Raw genomic sequence first — 16,025 nt, 5'->3', positions numbered from 1 at the left:
GGTACTGATCCGATGCAGCTGCACCGCCTGGAGGTCGAGGGCTTCGGCCCGTTCCGTTCGCGTCAGATCGTGGATTTCGACGCGTTCGCTGACGACGGCATCTTCCTCATCGCCGGGCGGACGGGCGCGGGCAAGTCCAGCATCCTCGATGCGGTGTGCTTCGGCCTCTACGGAGGTGTTCCCCGCTACGACGGGAGCGAGAAGAGGCTGAGGAGCGACCACAGCGAACCCGACGAGGTGTCCGAGGTCGTCGTGGAGTTCAGCACGCCTTCCGGGCGGTTCCGGGTCACACGTTCGCCGGAGTATCTGCGGCCGGCGAAGCGAGGCGGCGGTCTCACGAAGCAGGCGGCCGCGGTCGCTCTCGACGAGTGGACGGATGCCGGCTGGGTCGGTCGCGCCGCCCGAGCGGTCGATGTCGCCGGTGAGCTCGACGAGATCCTGCAGCTCAGCAGGGAGCAGTTCCTGCAGGTGATCCTGCTGGCGCAGAACCGGTTCTCGGAGTTCCTGCTCGCGAACAGCAGAGACCGTCAGTCGCTCCTGCGCCGCCTCTTCGGCACGGAGCGCTTCGAGGACGTGCAGTCGCGGTTCGACGAGCGTCGGCGGGAGGCGGAGCTCCGGCTCGGCACGAGACTGGCCGCCGTGACAGCGCGACTCGACGAGGCCGATCGTCTGGTCGCGAGCGCGGAGCTCGAGGCCGACGGGGCAGAGGGCTCGTCGCGCGCTGAGCGCGAAGACGTGAGCGTTGCCGGGCTGACGTCGGCGGCCTCCACGGACGAGCGGCTCGACGACCTGCGCCGCGCCAAGGCCAGGGCGGACTACCGCGTCGAGCGGCGTGCGGCCGAGCGCGACGACGCCGAGACGCGCCTCACCGCGGCCGATGCGGCGCTGGCCGCGCTGCGAGAGGATCAGCGCGCGCAGAGCGAGCGTGATCGCGCCCGTGCGGCCCTCGATCGGCTCGATGCCGAACTCCCGCAGATCGCCGACGCCCGGGCAGAGCTCGATGCTGCCCGCGCTGCCGAGGCGCTGCGTGCGACGATCGCCGCGGCGACGCGCGCGCAGGTCGCGCTCACCGTCTCGACCGATGCCGAGCAGGAGGCCCGGAGCCGCTGGACCCGATTCGGCATCGCCCTTCCCTCCGAGAGCACGGAGGAGCTCGATGCCTGGGCCTCGGAGCAGACGAAGGAGACAGGCGCCTGGGAGCACGCGCGTGAGCTCGAGCGCCGGGCGCCGCAGCTGGCTGTCGATCTCCAGGCCGCCGAAGATCGTGTGGCGGCCGTGTCCGCACGGATCGACGCAGGGGACACGGAGCGGTCGACGATTCCTGAGCGGATCGCGGCGGCCACCCAGCGACGTGACGACGCGAGACGACGGGCCGATCGGGCCGCAGATCTCCTCGTCGCGCGCGAGGCTGCGGCAGCCCGGAATGCGGCGGCTGCCGAGCGTGAGCGGGTGGAAGCGCAGGAGGTCATCGACAACGCTGCCGTCGACGATGCGGCGGCAGCGTTCGCATCGGCGCAGGCGCGGTTCGCGCAGCTGCGCAAGCGCCGTTCCGACGGGATGGCGGGGGAACTCGCCTCCGCCCTGGTCGACGGAGAGGCCTGCCCGGTCTGCGGCGCGCACGAGCATCCCGCCCCCGCCGAGCATGTCGACCCGGTGTCGGCCGACGACGTGGCCGAGGCCGAGGCCGCGCGCGACGCCGCGGCCCAGCGCGAGCGCATGGCGTCGGAGAAGCTCGCGGCCACTGTCGCCGCACTCGCTGCGGCGACAGCCCGCGCCGATGGGCGCACGGTGGAGCAGGCGACCGCAGACCTCACCGCGGCCGAAGAGGAGTACGACACGAGTGTCGCGTCGGCGTCGGCCGTCGCGGAGCTCGAGCAGGAACTCGCCGCTCTGACGGCGAGAGCAGAGGCTCTCGAGAACGGTCGCGCGGACGACACTGCCGCCCTCTCCGCCGCTCGGGAAGAGCTCGCCGTGCTTCTTCAGCGCCGCGCAGACGCCGAGGCGCAGATCCTCTCGGCCCGCGGGGAACACGAGACGGTCGCCGCGCGCCTGGAGGAGGCCGGGGAGCGCATCTCCGCCGCCCGCTTACTGTCCGAAGCGATCGCGGAGCGGGAGCGTCACGAGAAGACGACTGCCGACGCTGTCGCGGAGCGGGATGCCGCGCTCGCCGCGTCGGCCTTCGACGATGTCGCAGCTGCCGAGGCGGCGCTGCGCTCGCCCGCGGCACAGGCGGCGCTGACGGCCCGCATCGACGAGCACACGGCGCAGCGGGGCAAGGAGAAGGCGATCCTGCTCGACCTGGAACTGCGCACTCTCCCCGAGGAGCCGATCGATCTCCTGCCTCAGGAGCAGGCATCCGTCGAGGCCAGGGCGCGCTGGACCGCAGCGGTGGATGCCGCCTCCCGCGCCGAGGGCACCGCTGAGAGGCTGGGAGGTCTGATCGAATCCGCGGCATCCGAGCAGGCGCGCGTCGGCGACGACGCCGCCGAGTTCGAGGTCCTGCGGGAGCTGGCAGACACCATCGCCGGCCGCGGGGCGAACAGCCGCAAGATGACCCTCGAGACCTTCGTGCTCGCCGCCGAACTCGAGGAGATCGTCAGGGCGGCGAACCGACGGCTGAGCGACATGTCGGCCGGACGCTATCAGCTGCAGCACTCCGACGCGCTGGCCGCCAGGGGCGCGGCCTCAGGCCTCGGCATCGTGGTGTTCGACGCCTTCACCGGCCAGAGCCGCCCTGCGCAGTCGCTCTCCGGGGGCGAGACCTTCCTCAGTTCTCTCGCGCTCGCGCTCGGGCTCGCCGAGGTCGTCACGGCGCGCGCGGGAGGCATCCGACTCGACACCCTGTTCATCGACGAGGGGTTCGGATCGCTCGATGGCGACACCCTGGAGGTCGCCATGCGCACGCTCGATGAGCTGCGTCAGGGCGGCCGCACGGTCGGCGTGATCAGTCACGTCGAGGCGATGCAGGAGCAGATCCCTGCTCAGCTCACCGTCAGGGCCACGGCCGAGGGGCCGAGCGTCATCGAGGCCCGCTGACGACGCGCGGCCACAGGACCGCCTCCGGCATCCGTTTCCGGACGCTGCTCGCCGGAACGGAGCCGATCAGACCCCGTACTCCTCGCGGATGAAGGTCCGCAGCTGGGCGCTGCAGCGTGCGACGGCCTCGCGCCAGTCGGTGAGCGCACCGTCTTCTGCGCTGTCGGAGACCGCACGGAAGACGCGGATCGGCACGCCGAACTGTGCGGCGACCCAGATGTAGGCGTAGGTCTCCATGTCGACCAGAGCGGCGCCGGTCGGACGGATCACGGCGGTGACCTCCGCGTCGTCGACGAAGTGATCGCCGGTCGCGATCAGGACCCCGTCACGGCCGGTCGAGACCCGCGCGGGCAGCGAGACGTGCTGTCCGGAGATGCCGTCGAGATCGGTGACGTCGTGCTGGAAGGCCTCGCCGACCTCGTGCACGCCGTCGGCGAGGTCGGGGTCGATCGCGCCGGCGGTGCCCACGACGACGATCTCGTCATAGCTGTTCGCGTCGAGCGCGCGGGTGAGGGCGTACGTCGCCTGCAGCTTTCCGGGGCCCGTCACGAGACGGTCGAAACCGGGGAGGGTGTCGGGGAATGCGGCGAGTTCGGAGCTCAGGGCGGCGACGAGAAGTTTCACTGCCTCATCTTTTCAGGTCGCACCTGGTAGAAGCATGTGTCATCCCCTCGTAACACGCAGGGGGGATACTGGGTCGAGAACGAGTGAGGAGTCCCCGTGTCCCTGCAGCAGCAGATCTCTGAAGCCCTCGGCGTCAAGGCCGAGATCGATCCCGAGGCCGAGGTGGAGCGGCGGGTGCGGTTCCTCGTCGACTACCTGCGCACCACCGGAGCCCGCGGTTTCGTGCTGGGCATCTCGGGCGGCCAGGACTCGACGCTCGCCGGCAGGCTGGCGCAGCTCGCCGTCGAGCGCGTGCGGTCCGAGGGCGGTGACGCGAAGTTCCTCGCGGTGCGTCTGCCCTACCGCGTGCAGCAGGATGCGGCGGATGCCGAGGCCGCGCTGGAGTTCATCTCCGCGGACTCCTCGGTCGAGGTCAACATCCAGAACGGCGTCGACGGCGTCGAGGAGGACATCGAGTTCGCCGTCACCAGCGACATCAGCGACTTCAATCGCGGCAACATCAAGGCCCGCGTCCGGATGGTGACGCAGTACGCGCTCGCCGGTCACGACGGACTGCTCGTGATCGGCACCGACCACGCGGCGGAGGCGGTGACGGGCTTCTACACGAAGTTCGGAGACGGTGCGGCCGACATCCTGCCGCTCTCGGGCCTCACGAAGCGTCAGGGACGCTCGCTGCTGCAGGTGCTCGGAGCCCCCGACCGCCTCGCATTCAAGGTGCCGACGGCCGACCTGCTCGACGGGCAGCCCGGCCGTGCGGACGAGGACGAACTGGGCCTCACCTACGAGCAGATCGACGACTTCCTGGAAGGCCGAGAGGTCGCTCCCGACGTCGCGGGGCGCATCGAGGCGAAGTACCTCGGCACCCAGCACAAGCGGCACCTTCCGGTGACCCCCGACGACACCTGGTGGCGCTGAGCGCGTCCTGTGATGTCGGATGCCGCGGCTAGTGTCGAAGCATCCGACAGAACGGGAGCATCGTGCGGATCGACACTCAGGCGCAGCGCGTCATCTGGAGCGCGAGCGACCTCAAGGCCGCGGCCGAGTGCGAGTTCGCGTGGTGCAGAGCGATCGACGCGAAGCTCGGCCGCGTTCCCGCGGTCGAGGAGCCCGAGGACGCGACGCTGGCCCGCGCCGCCCGTCTCGGAGACGTCCACGAGCAGAAGGTCCTCGCCGACTACGTGGCCGAGTTCGGGCAGGGCGTTCACGAGGTCGCGAAGGTGTCGTCGGTGGATGCCGACGCGCTCGCCGGCGTGGTCGCCGAGACGATCGTCGCGCTGTCCTCCGACGCCCGGGTGATCTTCCAGGCGGCGTTCGCGACCGAGGAGTTCGTCGGGTTCGCCGACTTCCTGCGGCGCGATCCCGACGGCCGGTGGCGGGTGGAGGACTCCAAGCTCGCCCGCAAGGCGCGGGTCACGGCGCTCATGCAGCTCGCGGCATACGTCGACCAGCTCGACCGCCTCGGCATCCCCCGATCCGACGAGGTCGATCTCATCCTCGGCGACGGCACGCGGAGCACGCACCGGGTCGATGACCTCCTCCCGCTGTTCCGCGTGCGGCGTGCGCGGCTGCGAGCCTTGATCGCCGATCGTCGGATCGCGGAGGGTTCGGCCGGGGCTCCGCTCGCGTGGGGAGACGACCGCGGCGATCTCGACGTCGTCGCGTGCGGCCGCTGCGCCACGTGCGAGGAACAGGTGCTGGCGCACAGGGATCTGCTCATGGTGGCGCGCATGCGGCCGGTGCAGCGCGCTCGTCTGCGCTCAGCGGGCATCGAGACGATCGATCAGCTCGCCGCGGCGTCCGATGCGCCGGAGGGCATGAATCCCGACACGTTCGCGACGCTCCGTGCGCAGGCAGAACTCCAGCTGCGGGCAGATGCGGCGGGGACTCCCACGTTCGACGTGCACTACGCGGCGGCGATCCACACGCTCCCTGTTCCGAGCCACGGTGACATCTTCTTCGACTTCGAGGGCGACCCGCTCTACACCGAGCCGGCGCCGGCGGGGGAGTCGGAGTGGGGGATCGACTACCTCTTCGGCTGGGTCGACAACCTCGATCAGTACACCGCGCTGTGGGCGCACGACTTCGCCGCGGAGAAGAGGGCTCTGGAGGACTTCCTCGATTTCGTGAAGGTGCGCAGAGCCGCCCACCCCGGCATGCACATCTACCACTACGCCCCGTACGAGACCTCGCACCTCGTCGCGATGGCGGCCAGGCACGGCGTGCGCGAGGGCGAGGTCGATCGGCTCCTCAGAGAGGGCGTGTTCGTCGACCTCTACCCGCTCGTGCTGCGCACGGTGCGCGTCGGGTCGCGCTCGTACTCGATCAAGAAGCTCGAACCGCTCTACATGGGCGCCGATGTGCGCACGAGCGACGTGCAGAAGGGCGACGACTCGATCGTCCAGTACGTTGCGGCGCGGGAGCTCGCGGCCGCGGGGGAGCAGGCCGGGGCGGATGCCGTGTTCGCCGACCTCGCCGACTACAACCGCTACGACTGCGTGTCGACGCGGCGTCTGCGCAATTGGCTGATCGACATCGCTCGGGAGAAGGGTGTGCACCCGGCGCCGCCCGACCAGGCCGACGAGGTCATGTACGAGCCGTCTCCGCGGTCAGTCGCCCTGCTCGGCGACGCGGAGCATGACGTCGAGGCGGGCGGCGACGGTCAGGTGCACCGGATCGCCGCCGCGGCCATCGACTACTTCCCCCGGGAGGCGAAGAGCTTCTGGGTCTCGCACTTCCAGAGGCTCCGTGAGCCGGTCACGATGTGGGACGGCACGAGAGACGTCATCCGCGTCGATCGGTTCTCGTCGACCGTGAGCCGTGACTGGAGCGTGGGCGAGGGGCGTCGGGTGATGTCGCGCGACATCGAGATCCGCGGCGAGGTGTCCCCGGGCACGACGCTCGGCGTCGGATCGCAGCCGTTCGCGTTGTACGAGGTCCCCGCGCCCTTCGACACCGAAGTGCCCTCACGCGTCGTGCACGTGCCGCACACGGTGACGATCGCCGAGGTGCTCGACGACGGATATCTCGTGACCGAGACCGCTGTTCAGGGGCAGACATGGGACGAGCTCCCGATCGCGCTGACTCCGGCCGCGCCGCCGAGAGTGGTCTCCCTGCAGGGGGCGATCGACGAGTGGGCCGATGCCGTGCACCTGGCCGCACCGGGCTTCCCCGACGACGCGGCGACCGACATCCTCCGGCGGATCCCTCCGCGCACGATATCGGGAGCCCCGCTTCCGGAAGCGGGGGGCGACACGATCGATGCGATCGTGCGCGGCATCCTCGATCTCGACCACAGCTACCTCGCGGTGCAGGGACCTCCCGGTACCGGCAAGACGTACACCGGGTCCCAGGTCATCGCGCGGCTGGTGAACGAGCACGGCTTCAAGGTCGGAGTCGTCGCCCAGTCCCATGCGATCATCGAGACCCTGCTCGAGCGCGTTGTCGCCGACGGCGTGTCTCCTTCGCAGGTGGGCAAGGCGCCGAAGTCCGATGACGGCGATCCGTCGTACACGGTGATCCCGAAGAGCGGGATGGCGTCGTTCCTCGCCGAGCACAGCGGTGAGGGCGTCGTGGTCGGCGGTACCGCCTGGGATTTCAGCAACACTCAGCGGGTCGGCCGCGGGGGCCTCGACCTGCTGGTGATCGATGAGGCCGGACAGTTCTCGCTCGCGTCGACGATCGCGGTGGCCACGGGGGCGAAGCGACTGCTGCTGCTCGGAGACCCCCAGCAGCTGCCCCAGGTGAGCCAGGGCGCTCATCCCGAACCGGTCGACACCTCCGCGCTCGGATGGGTCATGGACGGTGACGCGGTCGTGAAGCCCGAGTACGGGTACTTCCTCGCGAGGTCGTGGAGAATGCACCCGTTCGTCGCCGCCCCGGTCTCCACGCTCGCCTACGCAGGCAAGCTGGCTTCTGCTCCCGGCACCGAGAAGAGATCGCTCGCCGGCATCGATCCCGGCCTTCACGTCCTGCCCCTGCGCCACCGTGGCAACGCGACGCAGTCCGCTGAAGAGGCGGAGGCGGTCGTCGCACTCGTGGCCGATCTCCTCGGCCGCACGTTCACCGACAACGACGCGGACGCCACGGCGCGCCCTCTCGTACAGTCCGACATCATCGTCGTCACGCCCTACAACGCGCAACGTCAGCTCGTGCACGACGCGCTCTCCACCGCAGGCTTCCCCGATGTCCCTGTAGGCACGGTCGACAACTTCCAGGGTAAGGAGGCCGTCGTGTCGATCACCTCGCTCGCCGCATCCAGCGGGCGAGACGCTCCCCGCGGTCCGGAGTTCCTGCTCCTGCAGAACCGGCTGAACGTGGCGATCTCGCGCGCCCAGGTCGTCGCCTATCTGATCCACTCGCCCGCGCTTCTCGACGATCTGCCGTACACGCCGGAGGGCGTTGCACGGCTCAGCGCGTTCGCCCGACTGGTCGGCGCCGGAGAGGACTGAACGATGCACACGACGGACGACATCCTTCGCGCGGCCGCCGCCTGGGCCTGGCTGCCGCGCGACAGCGAGCACGTGCGGGAAGACCTGCTGCTGGTGAGGTACCCCGAACGGTTCGGAGGCGGTGTGCGCGGCTCCCAGGTCAGCTCGGCGTCGAGCGCCGCCGCGGTTCTCGATCGTGCTGTCGAGAAGACCCGAGCATGGGGCGAGTCGCAGTTGACCTTCTGGACGAATCCGTCCGACAGCCCTGACCTCGAGGAGGAGCTGCGCCGCCGCGGCGCCCTGCACGAGGATACGGTCGCCGTGTTCGCCCTCGCGATCGATCAGCTCGCGATCGACGTTCCGAGCGGAGTCACCGCCGAGGTGGTCCGCACGCTGGAGCAGGTGCGCGAAGTGGACGCGATCAACGTGCCGGTGTGGGAGCAGTCGCCGCTCGACGAGGACGGACTGCGCATCGAGCTGGCGGAGGTGGTCGCCGGGCTTGAAGCCGCAGAAGGCGTGCGCGTGCTCGGCCGACTCGACGACGAGGCCGTGAGCACCGGCGGCTGCACGATCGTCGAAGGCTTCACCCGCCTGTGGGGTGCCGCGACCCTGGAGCGGGCTCGAGGCCGCGGCGCGTATCGGGCGGTCCTGGCGGAGCGGCTCCGAGCGAGCGCCGAGCTCGGCGCGACGACCGCGCTCGTGAAGGGCAGGATCTCGACGTCCGCGCCGATCCTCGAACGAGCGGGATTCCGGCACTACGGAGACGAGCGCGCGTACCGGCTGAGCGTCTGACTCCGGCCCCGCCCGAGCGCAGCTCTGCTGCGACGCCTCCGCCCGCTCTCGGTGCCCAGCTCTGTGGGCGTGCCCGAGCGTCTGAACCGGGCGCCGCTCTGCAGCCCTGCCCGAGCGTCGGTCTCAGACCCGGCCCGTTGGTAGCTCCGCGGCGGCGCCTCCGCCTGCTCCCCAACGCAGCTCTGCTGCGACGCGGAAGCCGCAATTGGGCCCGAGGGTCAGACGGTGCCGTACAGGCGGTCTCCGGCGTCGCCGAGACCGGGGACGATGTAGCCCTTCTCGTTGAGCCGCTCGTCGAGAGCGCCCAGCACCAGGGTGACGTCGCGGTCGCCGACGAGCGCCTCGATCGCGGCGACTCCCTCGGGGGTGCCGAGCAGGCAGATCGCGGTGACATCCTTGGCTCCGCGGTCGAAGAGGAACTGGATCGCCGCGGCGAGCGAGCCGCCGGTGGCGAGCATCGGGTCGATCGCGAAGCACTGGCGGTCGCTGAGGTCGTCGGGGAGACGCTCGGCGTAGGTCGTCGGCTCGAAGGTCTCCTCATCGCGGACCATGCCGAGGAACCCGACCTCGGCGGTCGGCAGCAGCGTGACGAGACCCTCCAGCATGCCGAGGCCGGCGCGCAGGATCGGCACCACGATGGGCCGGGGCTCAGAGATCTTGACGCCCATCGTCTTCGTCACCGGGGTGGTGATCTCGATGGGGCTGACCCGCACGTTGCGCGTCGCCTCGTAGGCGAGCAGCGTCACGAGCTCCTCCGTGAGCTGGCGGAACACCGGCGACGGGGTGCGCTCGTCGCGCAGCACCGAGAGCTTGTGGGTGATGAGAGGGTGGTCGGCAACGTGAACGCGCATGGATACAGGCTAATGCGCCGCACAGCCCCGCACGACATCGGATGCCGCGGCACCCGCGCCGCGCGCCGTAGGCTCATCCCATGACCTCCGCCGACGACCGTGCGATGACGCGTGCCCTGGAGCTCGCCGCCGAGGCCGCCGCAGCCGATGAGATCCCCGTCGGAGCCGTGGTCCTCGATGTGGAAGGACGCGTTCTCGCCGAAGGGCGCAACGACCGAGAGGCCACGCACGATCCCACGGGCCATGCGGAGGTGAACGCGCTCCGCGGAGCGGCGGCATCCATCGGCTCCTGGAATCTCGACGGATGCACCCTCGTCGTCACCCTCGAACCCTGTGTCATGTGCGCAGGGGCGATCCTGCAGTCGCGCATCTCGCGCGTCGTGTTCGGAGCCTGGGACGACAAGGCCGGAGCCGCCGGCTCCACGTACGACGTGCTGCGCGACCGCCGACTGCCCTACCGGGCCGAGGTCATCGGGGGCGTCGAGGCGGATGCCGCGACCGGTCTTCTCCGCTCCTTCTTCGAGCAGCGGCGCTGAGCGAAGCGGCGCTGAGTGCAGTACCCGCAATCACGCCGAGCGATCTGATCCCCGGGCTCTGCCCGTGCTCTGCGCGTGCTCTGCCCGGTACCCGCCCGTGCTCTGCCCCGGCACCCGCCCGGGCTCTGCCCCGGCACCCCGCGCCAGCGTCAGAGAGCGGTCGTGACGGCGTCCGCCAGGCGAGCGACCAGCGTCAGGTACGACTGCGCGCGCTCGTCGAAATAGCCGGGGTGCCGGATGCCTCGTTCGTCGACCGCGGTCTGGGAGGCGTGGCCCTCGACGGGGACCCCCGCGACCACACCGCCGTCGATGCCCGGTGCCTCGCCGCCGTCGGAGTCGTACACGATGACGCCGCGGATGTCGCGCGGATCGATCGGGTGGTTGCCGAGCCGTCCCATCGGCGCGACGCCGTCGCCGGCGCCCTCGGTGGCGTAGACCACGACCTCTTCTCGTTCGATCGCGTCCTCGATCGCCGTGCTCGCGGCGTGGGTGACGCCGGCCGAGGCGATGCAGAACGCCGTGTGGACCTCGTCGGCGATGTTCAGCGCGAACATCTCGCCGAGCAGGGTCGTCGAGTACGAGTAGGCGACGGCGGCGATGTGGGCGCCGGGATTCCGCACGATCAGCCGATCGATGTCGACCGACAGCCGGGCGGCGCCGATGGTCGCGTGCTTCGTCGCGAGCGCCGTGACGTGTGTTCCGGAGTCCCACGCGAACCAGGCGACGGTCGCGACCTTGCGCGGCTCGCCGCGCCACGCACGTGCGGATGATGTCGATGCACAGTCGCTGCGCGGCATCCGCCCACTCGGGGAAGGACGCGAGGTCCGTGTCGATGCCGTGCAGCAGGTACACGACGAGGTCGGCCGTGCTCGGATCGCCGAAGGAGACGACGGCGTAGGGTCGGCCGTCGAGGATCGTGAAGGACTCCAGCCGCGCCTGCGAGTCGGCGTCCAGCACGGATTGGACGTGCTGGATCTTCGTCCGCGTCTCGACCGGCAGGTCGGGGCGCGCGAGCGCGGACCTCAGCTCGTCCCGCACCGGCACGATCAGTCCGAGGACTTCAGCACGAACACATCGGTCGACGGCTGCGGGTCGATCGCCGGACGGTACACGTCGGGCTCGATGTAGATCACGCGGGCGATCGGAAGCGCCGCACGGATGCGCGCCTCGATCTCGTCGATGTCGTCGGCGACCTCGCGCAGCGGCTTGTCGGCGCTCAGCGCGATCTTTGCCGCGACCATCAGCTCGTCAGGGCCGAGGTACAGGGTCTTCATGTGGATGATCTTCTCCACCTCGGGACCCTCGTTGACGGCGTCGACGATGCGGTCGTAGTCGGCGGGGTTCGCGCCCTCGCCGACCAGCAGGCTCTTGGTCTCGATGCCGAGCACGATCGCGATGGCCACGAGAAGCAGACCGATCATGACGGTGCCGAGGGCGTCGAAGAGCGGGTTGCCCGTGATGACGGTGAGGCCGACGCCGAGCAGCGCGAACGCCAGGCCGGTGAGGGCTCCGGTGTCTTCGAGCAGCACGACGGGGAGCTCGGGGGCCTTCGCGCGGCGCACGAACGACACCCACGACTGCCCCTTCTCGCGCACCAGGTTGCTCTCCTTCACCGCGGTGCGCAGGGAGACCGATTCGAGCACGATCGCGACGAGCAGCACCACGATCGGTAGCCACCACCACACCGGGTCGAGCTCGTGCGGGTGGCGCAGCTTGTCGACGCCCTCGTAGATCGCGAAGACGCCGCCGACCGAGAACAGGATGATCGACACCACGAACGCGGAGACGTAGCGCTCCCGGCCGTAGCCGAAGGGATGCTCGCGGTCGGCCTGGCGCTGAGCCTTGCGCCCGCCGAACATGAGGAGCAGCTGGTTGCCGGAGTCGGCGACGGAGTGGATCGCCTCGGCGAGCATCGAGGCCGAGCCCGACAGCGCCCACGCGATGAACTTCGCGAGCGCGATGCCCAGGTTCGCCAGGAACGCCGCGATGATTGCTCTGCTGCCGCCGGATGCACTCATGGGACGAGTCTAGATCTCCTCCCCGAGGGATCAGCGGCGAGCCGCCGTAGGATGACGACATGACTGACGCGCTTCCCTCGATCGCTTTTCTCGGTGCCGGTTCCATGGGAGGGGCGATCCTCCGCGGCGTCGTCGCCTCGGGCATCGCGGTCGACGGCGGGATCACCGCGACCAACCGCACCGCGCAGAGCGCGGCGACGCTGGAGGGGATGCCGGGCGTCACCAGCATCGCCCTCGACGGGCATCCGACCGGGAACCTCGACGCCGCGGCATCCGCCGGCATCGTCATCGTCGGCGTGAAGCCCGCGATGGTGCCGGACCTGCTCCGCGAGATCGGGCCGCACCTGAAGCCGGAGGCGATCGTCGTCAGCATCGCCGCCGGGGTCACCCTGGAGACCTTCGCCGATGTGCTCGGCGCCGAGGCGCGTGTCATCCGCTCGATGCCGAACACCCCCGCGACCGTCGGCAAGGCGGTCACCGGACTCGCCGCCGGGGCTGCGGTCACGGAGTCCGATCTCGCCGAGGTCCGTCGCATGTTCGAGACCGTCGGCGCCGTGATCGAGGTGCCGGAGTCGCAGATCGACGCGCTCTCCACCATCTCGGGCTCCGGACCCGCGTACGTGTTCCTGTTGATCGAGAAGCTGACAGCGGCGGCGGTCGATCTGGGTTTCGCAGAGGCCGACGCGCGCCTGATGGCGGAGCAGACCTTCATCGGGGCGACCGCGCTCCTCGACGCATCGGGGGAGGACCCCGCCGAGCTGCGCCGCCGGGTCACGAGCCCCAAGGGCACGACCGAGCGCGCGATCGCGGTGCTGCAGGATGCGCACCTCGACCGGACCTTCGCCGATGCTGCCGCGGCGGCGCTGGCCCGCGCCAAGGAGCTCGCGGCCGGAGCCTGATCCACGGCTCCCTGCGACGGAGGACCGCTCGAGATCAGGGCGGTGGCCGCCGCGGCTACGCCTCGCTCGACACCTCGGCGAGGACCTGCGGCCAGCGGCCGTCGAGCACTCGTCCGCCCAGGACGGCCCCGCCCCACACGGCGGCGGCGCCGATCACGAGTCCGCACACCAGGCTCACCCAGCCGAGCGGCGGCACCCAGAACGCGGCGATCGCGAACCCGAGCGCCGGAGCGCCGAGGATCAGCGTGATCGGCGACATCACCATCATCGCGATGAGCGACTGCACGCCGCCCGACGACCCGCGTCCGAACGGGTTGGCCTCCGGGGCCGGCGCACGCCCGGGCAGGAAGCTCCCCGCCCACGCGCCGGCGCCTGCCGACACCGCCCCCAGTCCGAGCGCAGCCCCCAGGCTTCCCGGCAGCAGGTCGATACGTCCTGCCAGCACGCAGCTGGCGACGCAGAGCACGAGAGTGAGCGGCACGGCGATGATCGCGAAGCCGAGCAGTCGCCCGAAGCGGTCGACGGTGCCGCTCACCCCGGTGAGGATGTGCATGGCGACCGCATCGTTGTCGTAGGCGATCGCCATCTGCATGATGGTGCCGATCATCAGCGCGTTGATCGCGGGGACCAGCGTGATCACCGGACCGAAGCCGATCTGCTCGTCCTGCAGGCCGTTCATGAAGACGACCCCGATCAGGATCGCCGGCAGGAGCAGCATCATGACCACGTTGATGACCTGACGAGGATCACGGCGGAAGTAGCGGAGCGTGCGCGCGGCGATCGCTCCCACCGCTGTGGCGGGCAGCATCCGGTCGACGAGGCCGCCCGAGCGCACCCGGCCGCCGCCGCTGCCCTGGATCGGGGCCACCAGCCGTGCCGCGAGCAGGGCCCGCGCCGCGAACCAGAACACGACGACCGTGGCGAGGGCGATCAGCATCCGCAGTCCCGCGGTGCCGATGTCGCCGTCGACGAGCGCCGCAGGCACGCCGAACACGGCGGCGAGCGGTGTCCAGGCGAGGGCGTCCGCGGCGCCGGAGAAGGCCGATCCCACATCGCCCATCTGCCGGAAGGCGCTGAGCGCGAGGTTGATCAGCAGCCCGGAGGATGCCGCGAGCAGCACGCCGAGCGTCACGACCAGGTCGCGGGTGCGGCGCCGGGCGAGCCACCCCGCGAGGAGCCCGCTGATGACGCGCGCGCCGAGCACGCAGGTCGCGAGGGCCAGGGGGATCGTGATGAGCCCGGCGATGAGGGCGAACGCGTTGACCGACCACCCCAGCAGCATGAGCACGAGGGCGATCGCGGTGCCGATTCCGCCGATCGTGGTGGCGCCGGCGACGACCATTCCGGGGAGGAGCGCGGAGGCGGTCACCGGCAGCAGTGCGAATCGCTCGGGAGCGAGGGAGTCGTCCGCGCTCACGAGCAGCGATCCGAGCCACCAGCCGGCGACGATGATCGCGCCGGTGATGACCATGACCGTGACGGCGGTATCGGGGGCAGCGATCCGCATCGCGACGAGACCGAACGCGAGCAGCGCGAGGAACCCGAGCGCCATCATCCCTGTGATGATCAGCGTCACGATCATCCACGGGTTGCGACGGAGCTGATGGCCCAGCTGGCGCCACCGCAGGCTTACGAGGAGCGCAACCATGACAGCGTCTCCGATCCGAGCTCGTGCGCGCCGACCAGCGACAGGAAGCGCTGCTGCAGGCTCATCCCTGCGCGGACCTCGTCGAGCGTGCCGTCCGCGAGCAGACGGCCTTCCGCGACGATCGCGACCCGGTCGCACATGGACTCGACGAGCTCCATCACGTGACTCGACAGCACCACCGTGCCGCCGCCGTTCACGAAGGCGCGGAGGATCTGCCTGATCGTCTCTCCCGACACCGGGTCCACCGCTTCGAGCGGCTCGTCGAGGATGAGGAGCCGAGGGGCGTGGATCAGCGCACAGGCGAGACCGATCTTCTTGCGCATGCCCGCGGAGTAGTCCACGACGAGGGTGTCGCCCGCATCCGTCAGTCCCAGGGCGTCGAGCAGCTCCGCGGCGCGCGACACGACCTCCGCCTCCGGCATCCCCCGGAGCAGTCCGCTGTAGCGCAGGAGCTCGGCGCCGGTGAGGCGGTCGAGCATCCGGATGCCGTCGGGCAGGACCCCCATGCGCGCCTTCGCCTCCGCGGGGTTCTGCCACACGTCGACCCCGAGGATCCAGGCGGTTCCGGCGTCAGGGCGCAGCAGACCCGTCGTCATCGAGAGCGTCGTGGTCTTGCCCGCGCCGTTGGGGCCGAGAAGGCCCAGCATGGTGCCAGCGGGTACATCGAGCGACAGGTTGTCGACCGCCACCTTCTGGCCGAACTGCTTGCGCAGGCCGCGGAGGGCGAGGACGGGAGGGGCCGCTGTCTGGTCGGTCATGCCCCCATCCCACCACGGAGGCGGACGCAGAGGCATCCGCCGAGCGGGGGATATCCGGACCGGGAGTTCCTCCGCGCCTCGGCATCCCGCGGTCGCGCCGCGGCGATCGTCCCGTTTCCGGATGATCGGCTGGGTTCCGGGATGCCGGGTGGTCGGCCGGGTTCCGGATGATCGGCCGAGTTCCGGTTGGCGGGTGCTGGAGTTTACGGGTCTCGGGCGGTCGGCCGGGTCTCGGGATGCCGGATGATCGGCCGGGTTCCGTTTCCGGATGATCGGCCGGGTTCTGGTTGGCGGGTGCTGGAGTTTCCGGATTTGGGGCGGTTGACCGGGTCCCGGGATGCCGGATGGTCGGCCCGTTTCCGGACGATCGACCGGGTTCCGGTTGGCGGGTGCTGGAGTTTCCGGATCTGGGGCGGTCGGCCGGAGTTCGGGATGC

Annotated in this window: 12 protein-coding genes; 6 read left to right on the top strand and 6 right to left on the bottom strand. The window is 70.5% G+C overall.

Going from position 1 to position 16,025, the window contains the following annotated elements:
* Positions 1-12: 12 nt before the first annotated feature.
* Positions 13-3,036, top strand: a complete 3,024-nt coding sequence (locus tag MRBLWH10_RS12780) for an SMC family ATPase (RefSeq protein WP_341940146.1) — start codon at positions 13-15, stop codon at positions 3,034-3,036.
* 66 nt (positions 3,037-3,102) lie between these two features.
* On the opposite strand, the gene MRBLWH10_RS12775 is transcribed toward MRBLWH10_RS12780, so the two are convergent.
* On the bottom strand, positions 3,103-3,660 hold the full coding sequence (locus MRBLWH10_RS12775; RefSeq protein WP_105675477.1) for a nucleosidase: 558 nt from the start codon (positions 3,658-3,660) through the stop codon (positions 3,103-3,105).
* 96 nt (positions 3,661-3,756) lie between these two features.
* Between MRBLWH10_RS12775 and nadE the strand changes: the two genes are divergently transcribed.
* From nadE to MRBLWH10_RS12760, 3 genes are all read left to right on the top strand, one after another.
* The gene (gene nadE / locus MRBLWH10_RS12770) at positions 3,757-4,575 is read left to right on the top strand and encodes an ammonia-dependent NAD(+) synthetase (RefSeq protein WP_341940145.1); all 819 of its coding nucleotides are present in this window, start codon (positions 3,757-3,759) and stop codon (positions 4,573-4,575) included.
* Positions 4,576-4,637: 62 nt separating this feature from the next.
* The gene (locus MRBLWH10_RS12765) at positions 4,638-8,108 is read left to right on the top strand and encodes a TM0106 family RecB-like putative nuclease (protein WP_341940144.1); all 3,471 of its coding nucleotides are present in this window, start codon (positions 4,638-4,640) and stop codon (positions 8,106-8,108) included.
* Between the two features lie 3 nt (positions 8,109-8,111).
* The gene (locus MRBLWH10_RS12760) at positions 8,112-8,879 is read left to right on the top strand and encodes a hypothetical protein (protein ID WP_341940143.1); all 768 of its coding nucleotides are present in this window, start codon (positions 8,112-8,114) and stop codon (positions 8,877-8,879) included.
* 218 nt (positions 8,880-9,097) lie between these two features.
* Here the strand turns inward: MRBLWH10_RS12760 and upp are convergent, their stop codons facing one another.
* Positions 9,098-9,730: a uracil phosphoribosyltransferase gene (gene upp / locus MRBLWH10_RS12755; RefSeq protein WP_341940142.1), complete on the bottom strand. Its 633-nt coding sequence runs from the start codon at positions 9,728-9,730 to the stop codon at positions 9,098-9,100.
* 80 nt (positions 9,731-9,810) lie between these two features.
* Between upp and MRBLWH10_RS12750 the strand changes: the two genes are divergently transcribed.
* A complete protein-coding gene (locus MRBLWH10_RS12750; RefSeq protein ID WP_341940141.1) occupies positions 9,811-10,266 on the top strand; it encodes a nucleoside deaminase in 456 nt (151 codons plus the stop codon).
* Positions 10,267-10,415: 149 nt separating this feature from the next.
* Here the strand turns inward: MRBLWH10_RS12750 and MRBLWH10_RS12745 are convergent, their stop codons facing one another.
* Both MRBLWH10_RS12745 and MRBLWH10_RS12740 read right to left on the bottom strand, forming a co-directional pair.
* A complete protein-coding gene (locus MRBLWH10_RS12745; protein WP_341940140.1) occupies positions 10,416-11,063 on the bottom strand; it encodes an alpha/beta hydrolase in 648 nt (215 codons plus the stop codon).
* A gap of 249 nt (positions 11,064-11,312) precedes the next feature.
* A complete protein-coding gene (locus MRBLWH10_RS12740) occupies positions 11,313-12,284 on the bottom strand; it encodes a cation diffusion facilitator family transporter (protein ID WP_223587055.1) in 972 nt (323 codons plus the stop codon).
* A gap of 59 nt (positions 12,285-12,343) precedes the next feature.
* Here MRBLWH10_RS12740 and proC point away from each other — a divergent pair, with 59 nt between their 5' ends.
* Positions 12,344-13,183 (top strand): pyrroline-5-carboxylate reductase, encoded by an 840-nt coding sequence (gene proC, locus MRBLWH10_RS12735; RefSeq protein ID WP_341940138.1) that lies wholly within the window; start codon positions 12,344-12,346, stop codon positions 13,181-13,183.
* A gap of 55 nt (positions 13,184-13,238) precedes the next feature.
* Here the strand turns inward: proC and MRBLWH10_RS12730 are convergent, their stop codons facing one another.
* Positions 13,239-14,831, bottom strand: coding sequence for a hypothetical protein (locus MRBLWH10_RS12730; protein WP_341940137.1), 1,593 nt, complete (start codon positions 14,829-14,831; stop codon positions 13,239-13,241).
* Entirely contained in the window at positions 14,813-15,589 is a 777-nt protein-coding gene (locus MRBLWH10_RS12725) for an ABC transporter ATP-binding protein (RefSeq protein ID WP_105675497.1), read from the bottom strand. The genes MRBLWH10_RS12730 and MRBLWH10_RS12725 overlap by 19 nt, the downstream gene beginning before the upstream one ends.
* Positions 15,590-16,025: the final 436 nt, after the last annotated feature.

Source organism: Microbacterium sp. LWH10-1.2 (assembly GCF_038397765.1).
GTDB classification, from domain to species: domain Bacteria; phylum Actinomycetota; class Actinomycetes; order Actinomycetales; family Microbacteriaceae; genus Microbacterium; species Microbacterium natoriense.
The sequence above is the reverse complement of the archived record's forward strand: the minus strand, read 5'-3'. Positions and strand labels throughout refer to the sequence as shown.

Bases quoted from the DNA above. Each gene is read 5' to 3' on its own strand.
- MRBLWH10_RS12780 (WP_341940146.1), top strand. From the start codon at position 13: ATGCAGCTGCACCGCCTGGAGGTCGAGGGCTTCGGCCCGTTCCGTTCG.
- MRBLWH10_RS12760 (WP_341940143.1), top strand. From the start codon at position 8,112: ATGCACACGACGGACGACATCCTTCGCGCGGCCGCCGCCTGGGCCTGG.
- upp (WP_341940142.1), bottom strand. From the start codon at position 9,730: ATGCGCGTTCACGTTGCCGACCACCCTCTCATCACCCACAAGCTCTCG.
- MRBLWH10_RS12750 (WP_341940141.1), top strand. From the start codon at position 9,811: ATGACCTCCGCCGACGACCGTGCGATGACGCGTGCCCTGGAGCTCGCC.
- MRBLWH10_RS12745 (WP_341940140.1), bottom strand. From the start codon at position 11,063: ATGCCGCGCAGCGACTGTGCATCGACATCATCCGCACGTGCGTGGCGC.
- MRBLWH10_RS12740 (WP_223587055.1), bottom strand. From the start codon at position 12,284: ATGAGTGCATCCGGCGGCAGCAGAGCAATCATCGCGGCGTTCCTGGCG.
- proC (WP_341940138.1), top strand. From the start codon at position 12,344: ATGACTGACGCGCTTCCCTCGATCGCTTTTCTCGGTGCCGGTTCCATG.
- MRBLWH10_RS12730 (WP_341940137.1), bottom strand. From the start codon at position 14,831: ATGGTTGCGCTCCTCGTAAGCCTGCGGTGGCGCCAGCTGGGCCATCAG.
- MRBLWH10_RS12725 (WP_105675497.1), bottom strand. From the start codon at position 15,589: ATGACCGACCAGACAGCGGCCCCTCCCGTCCTCGCCCTCCGCGGCCTG.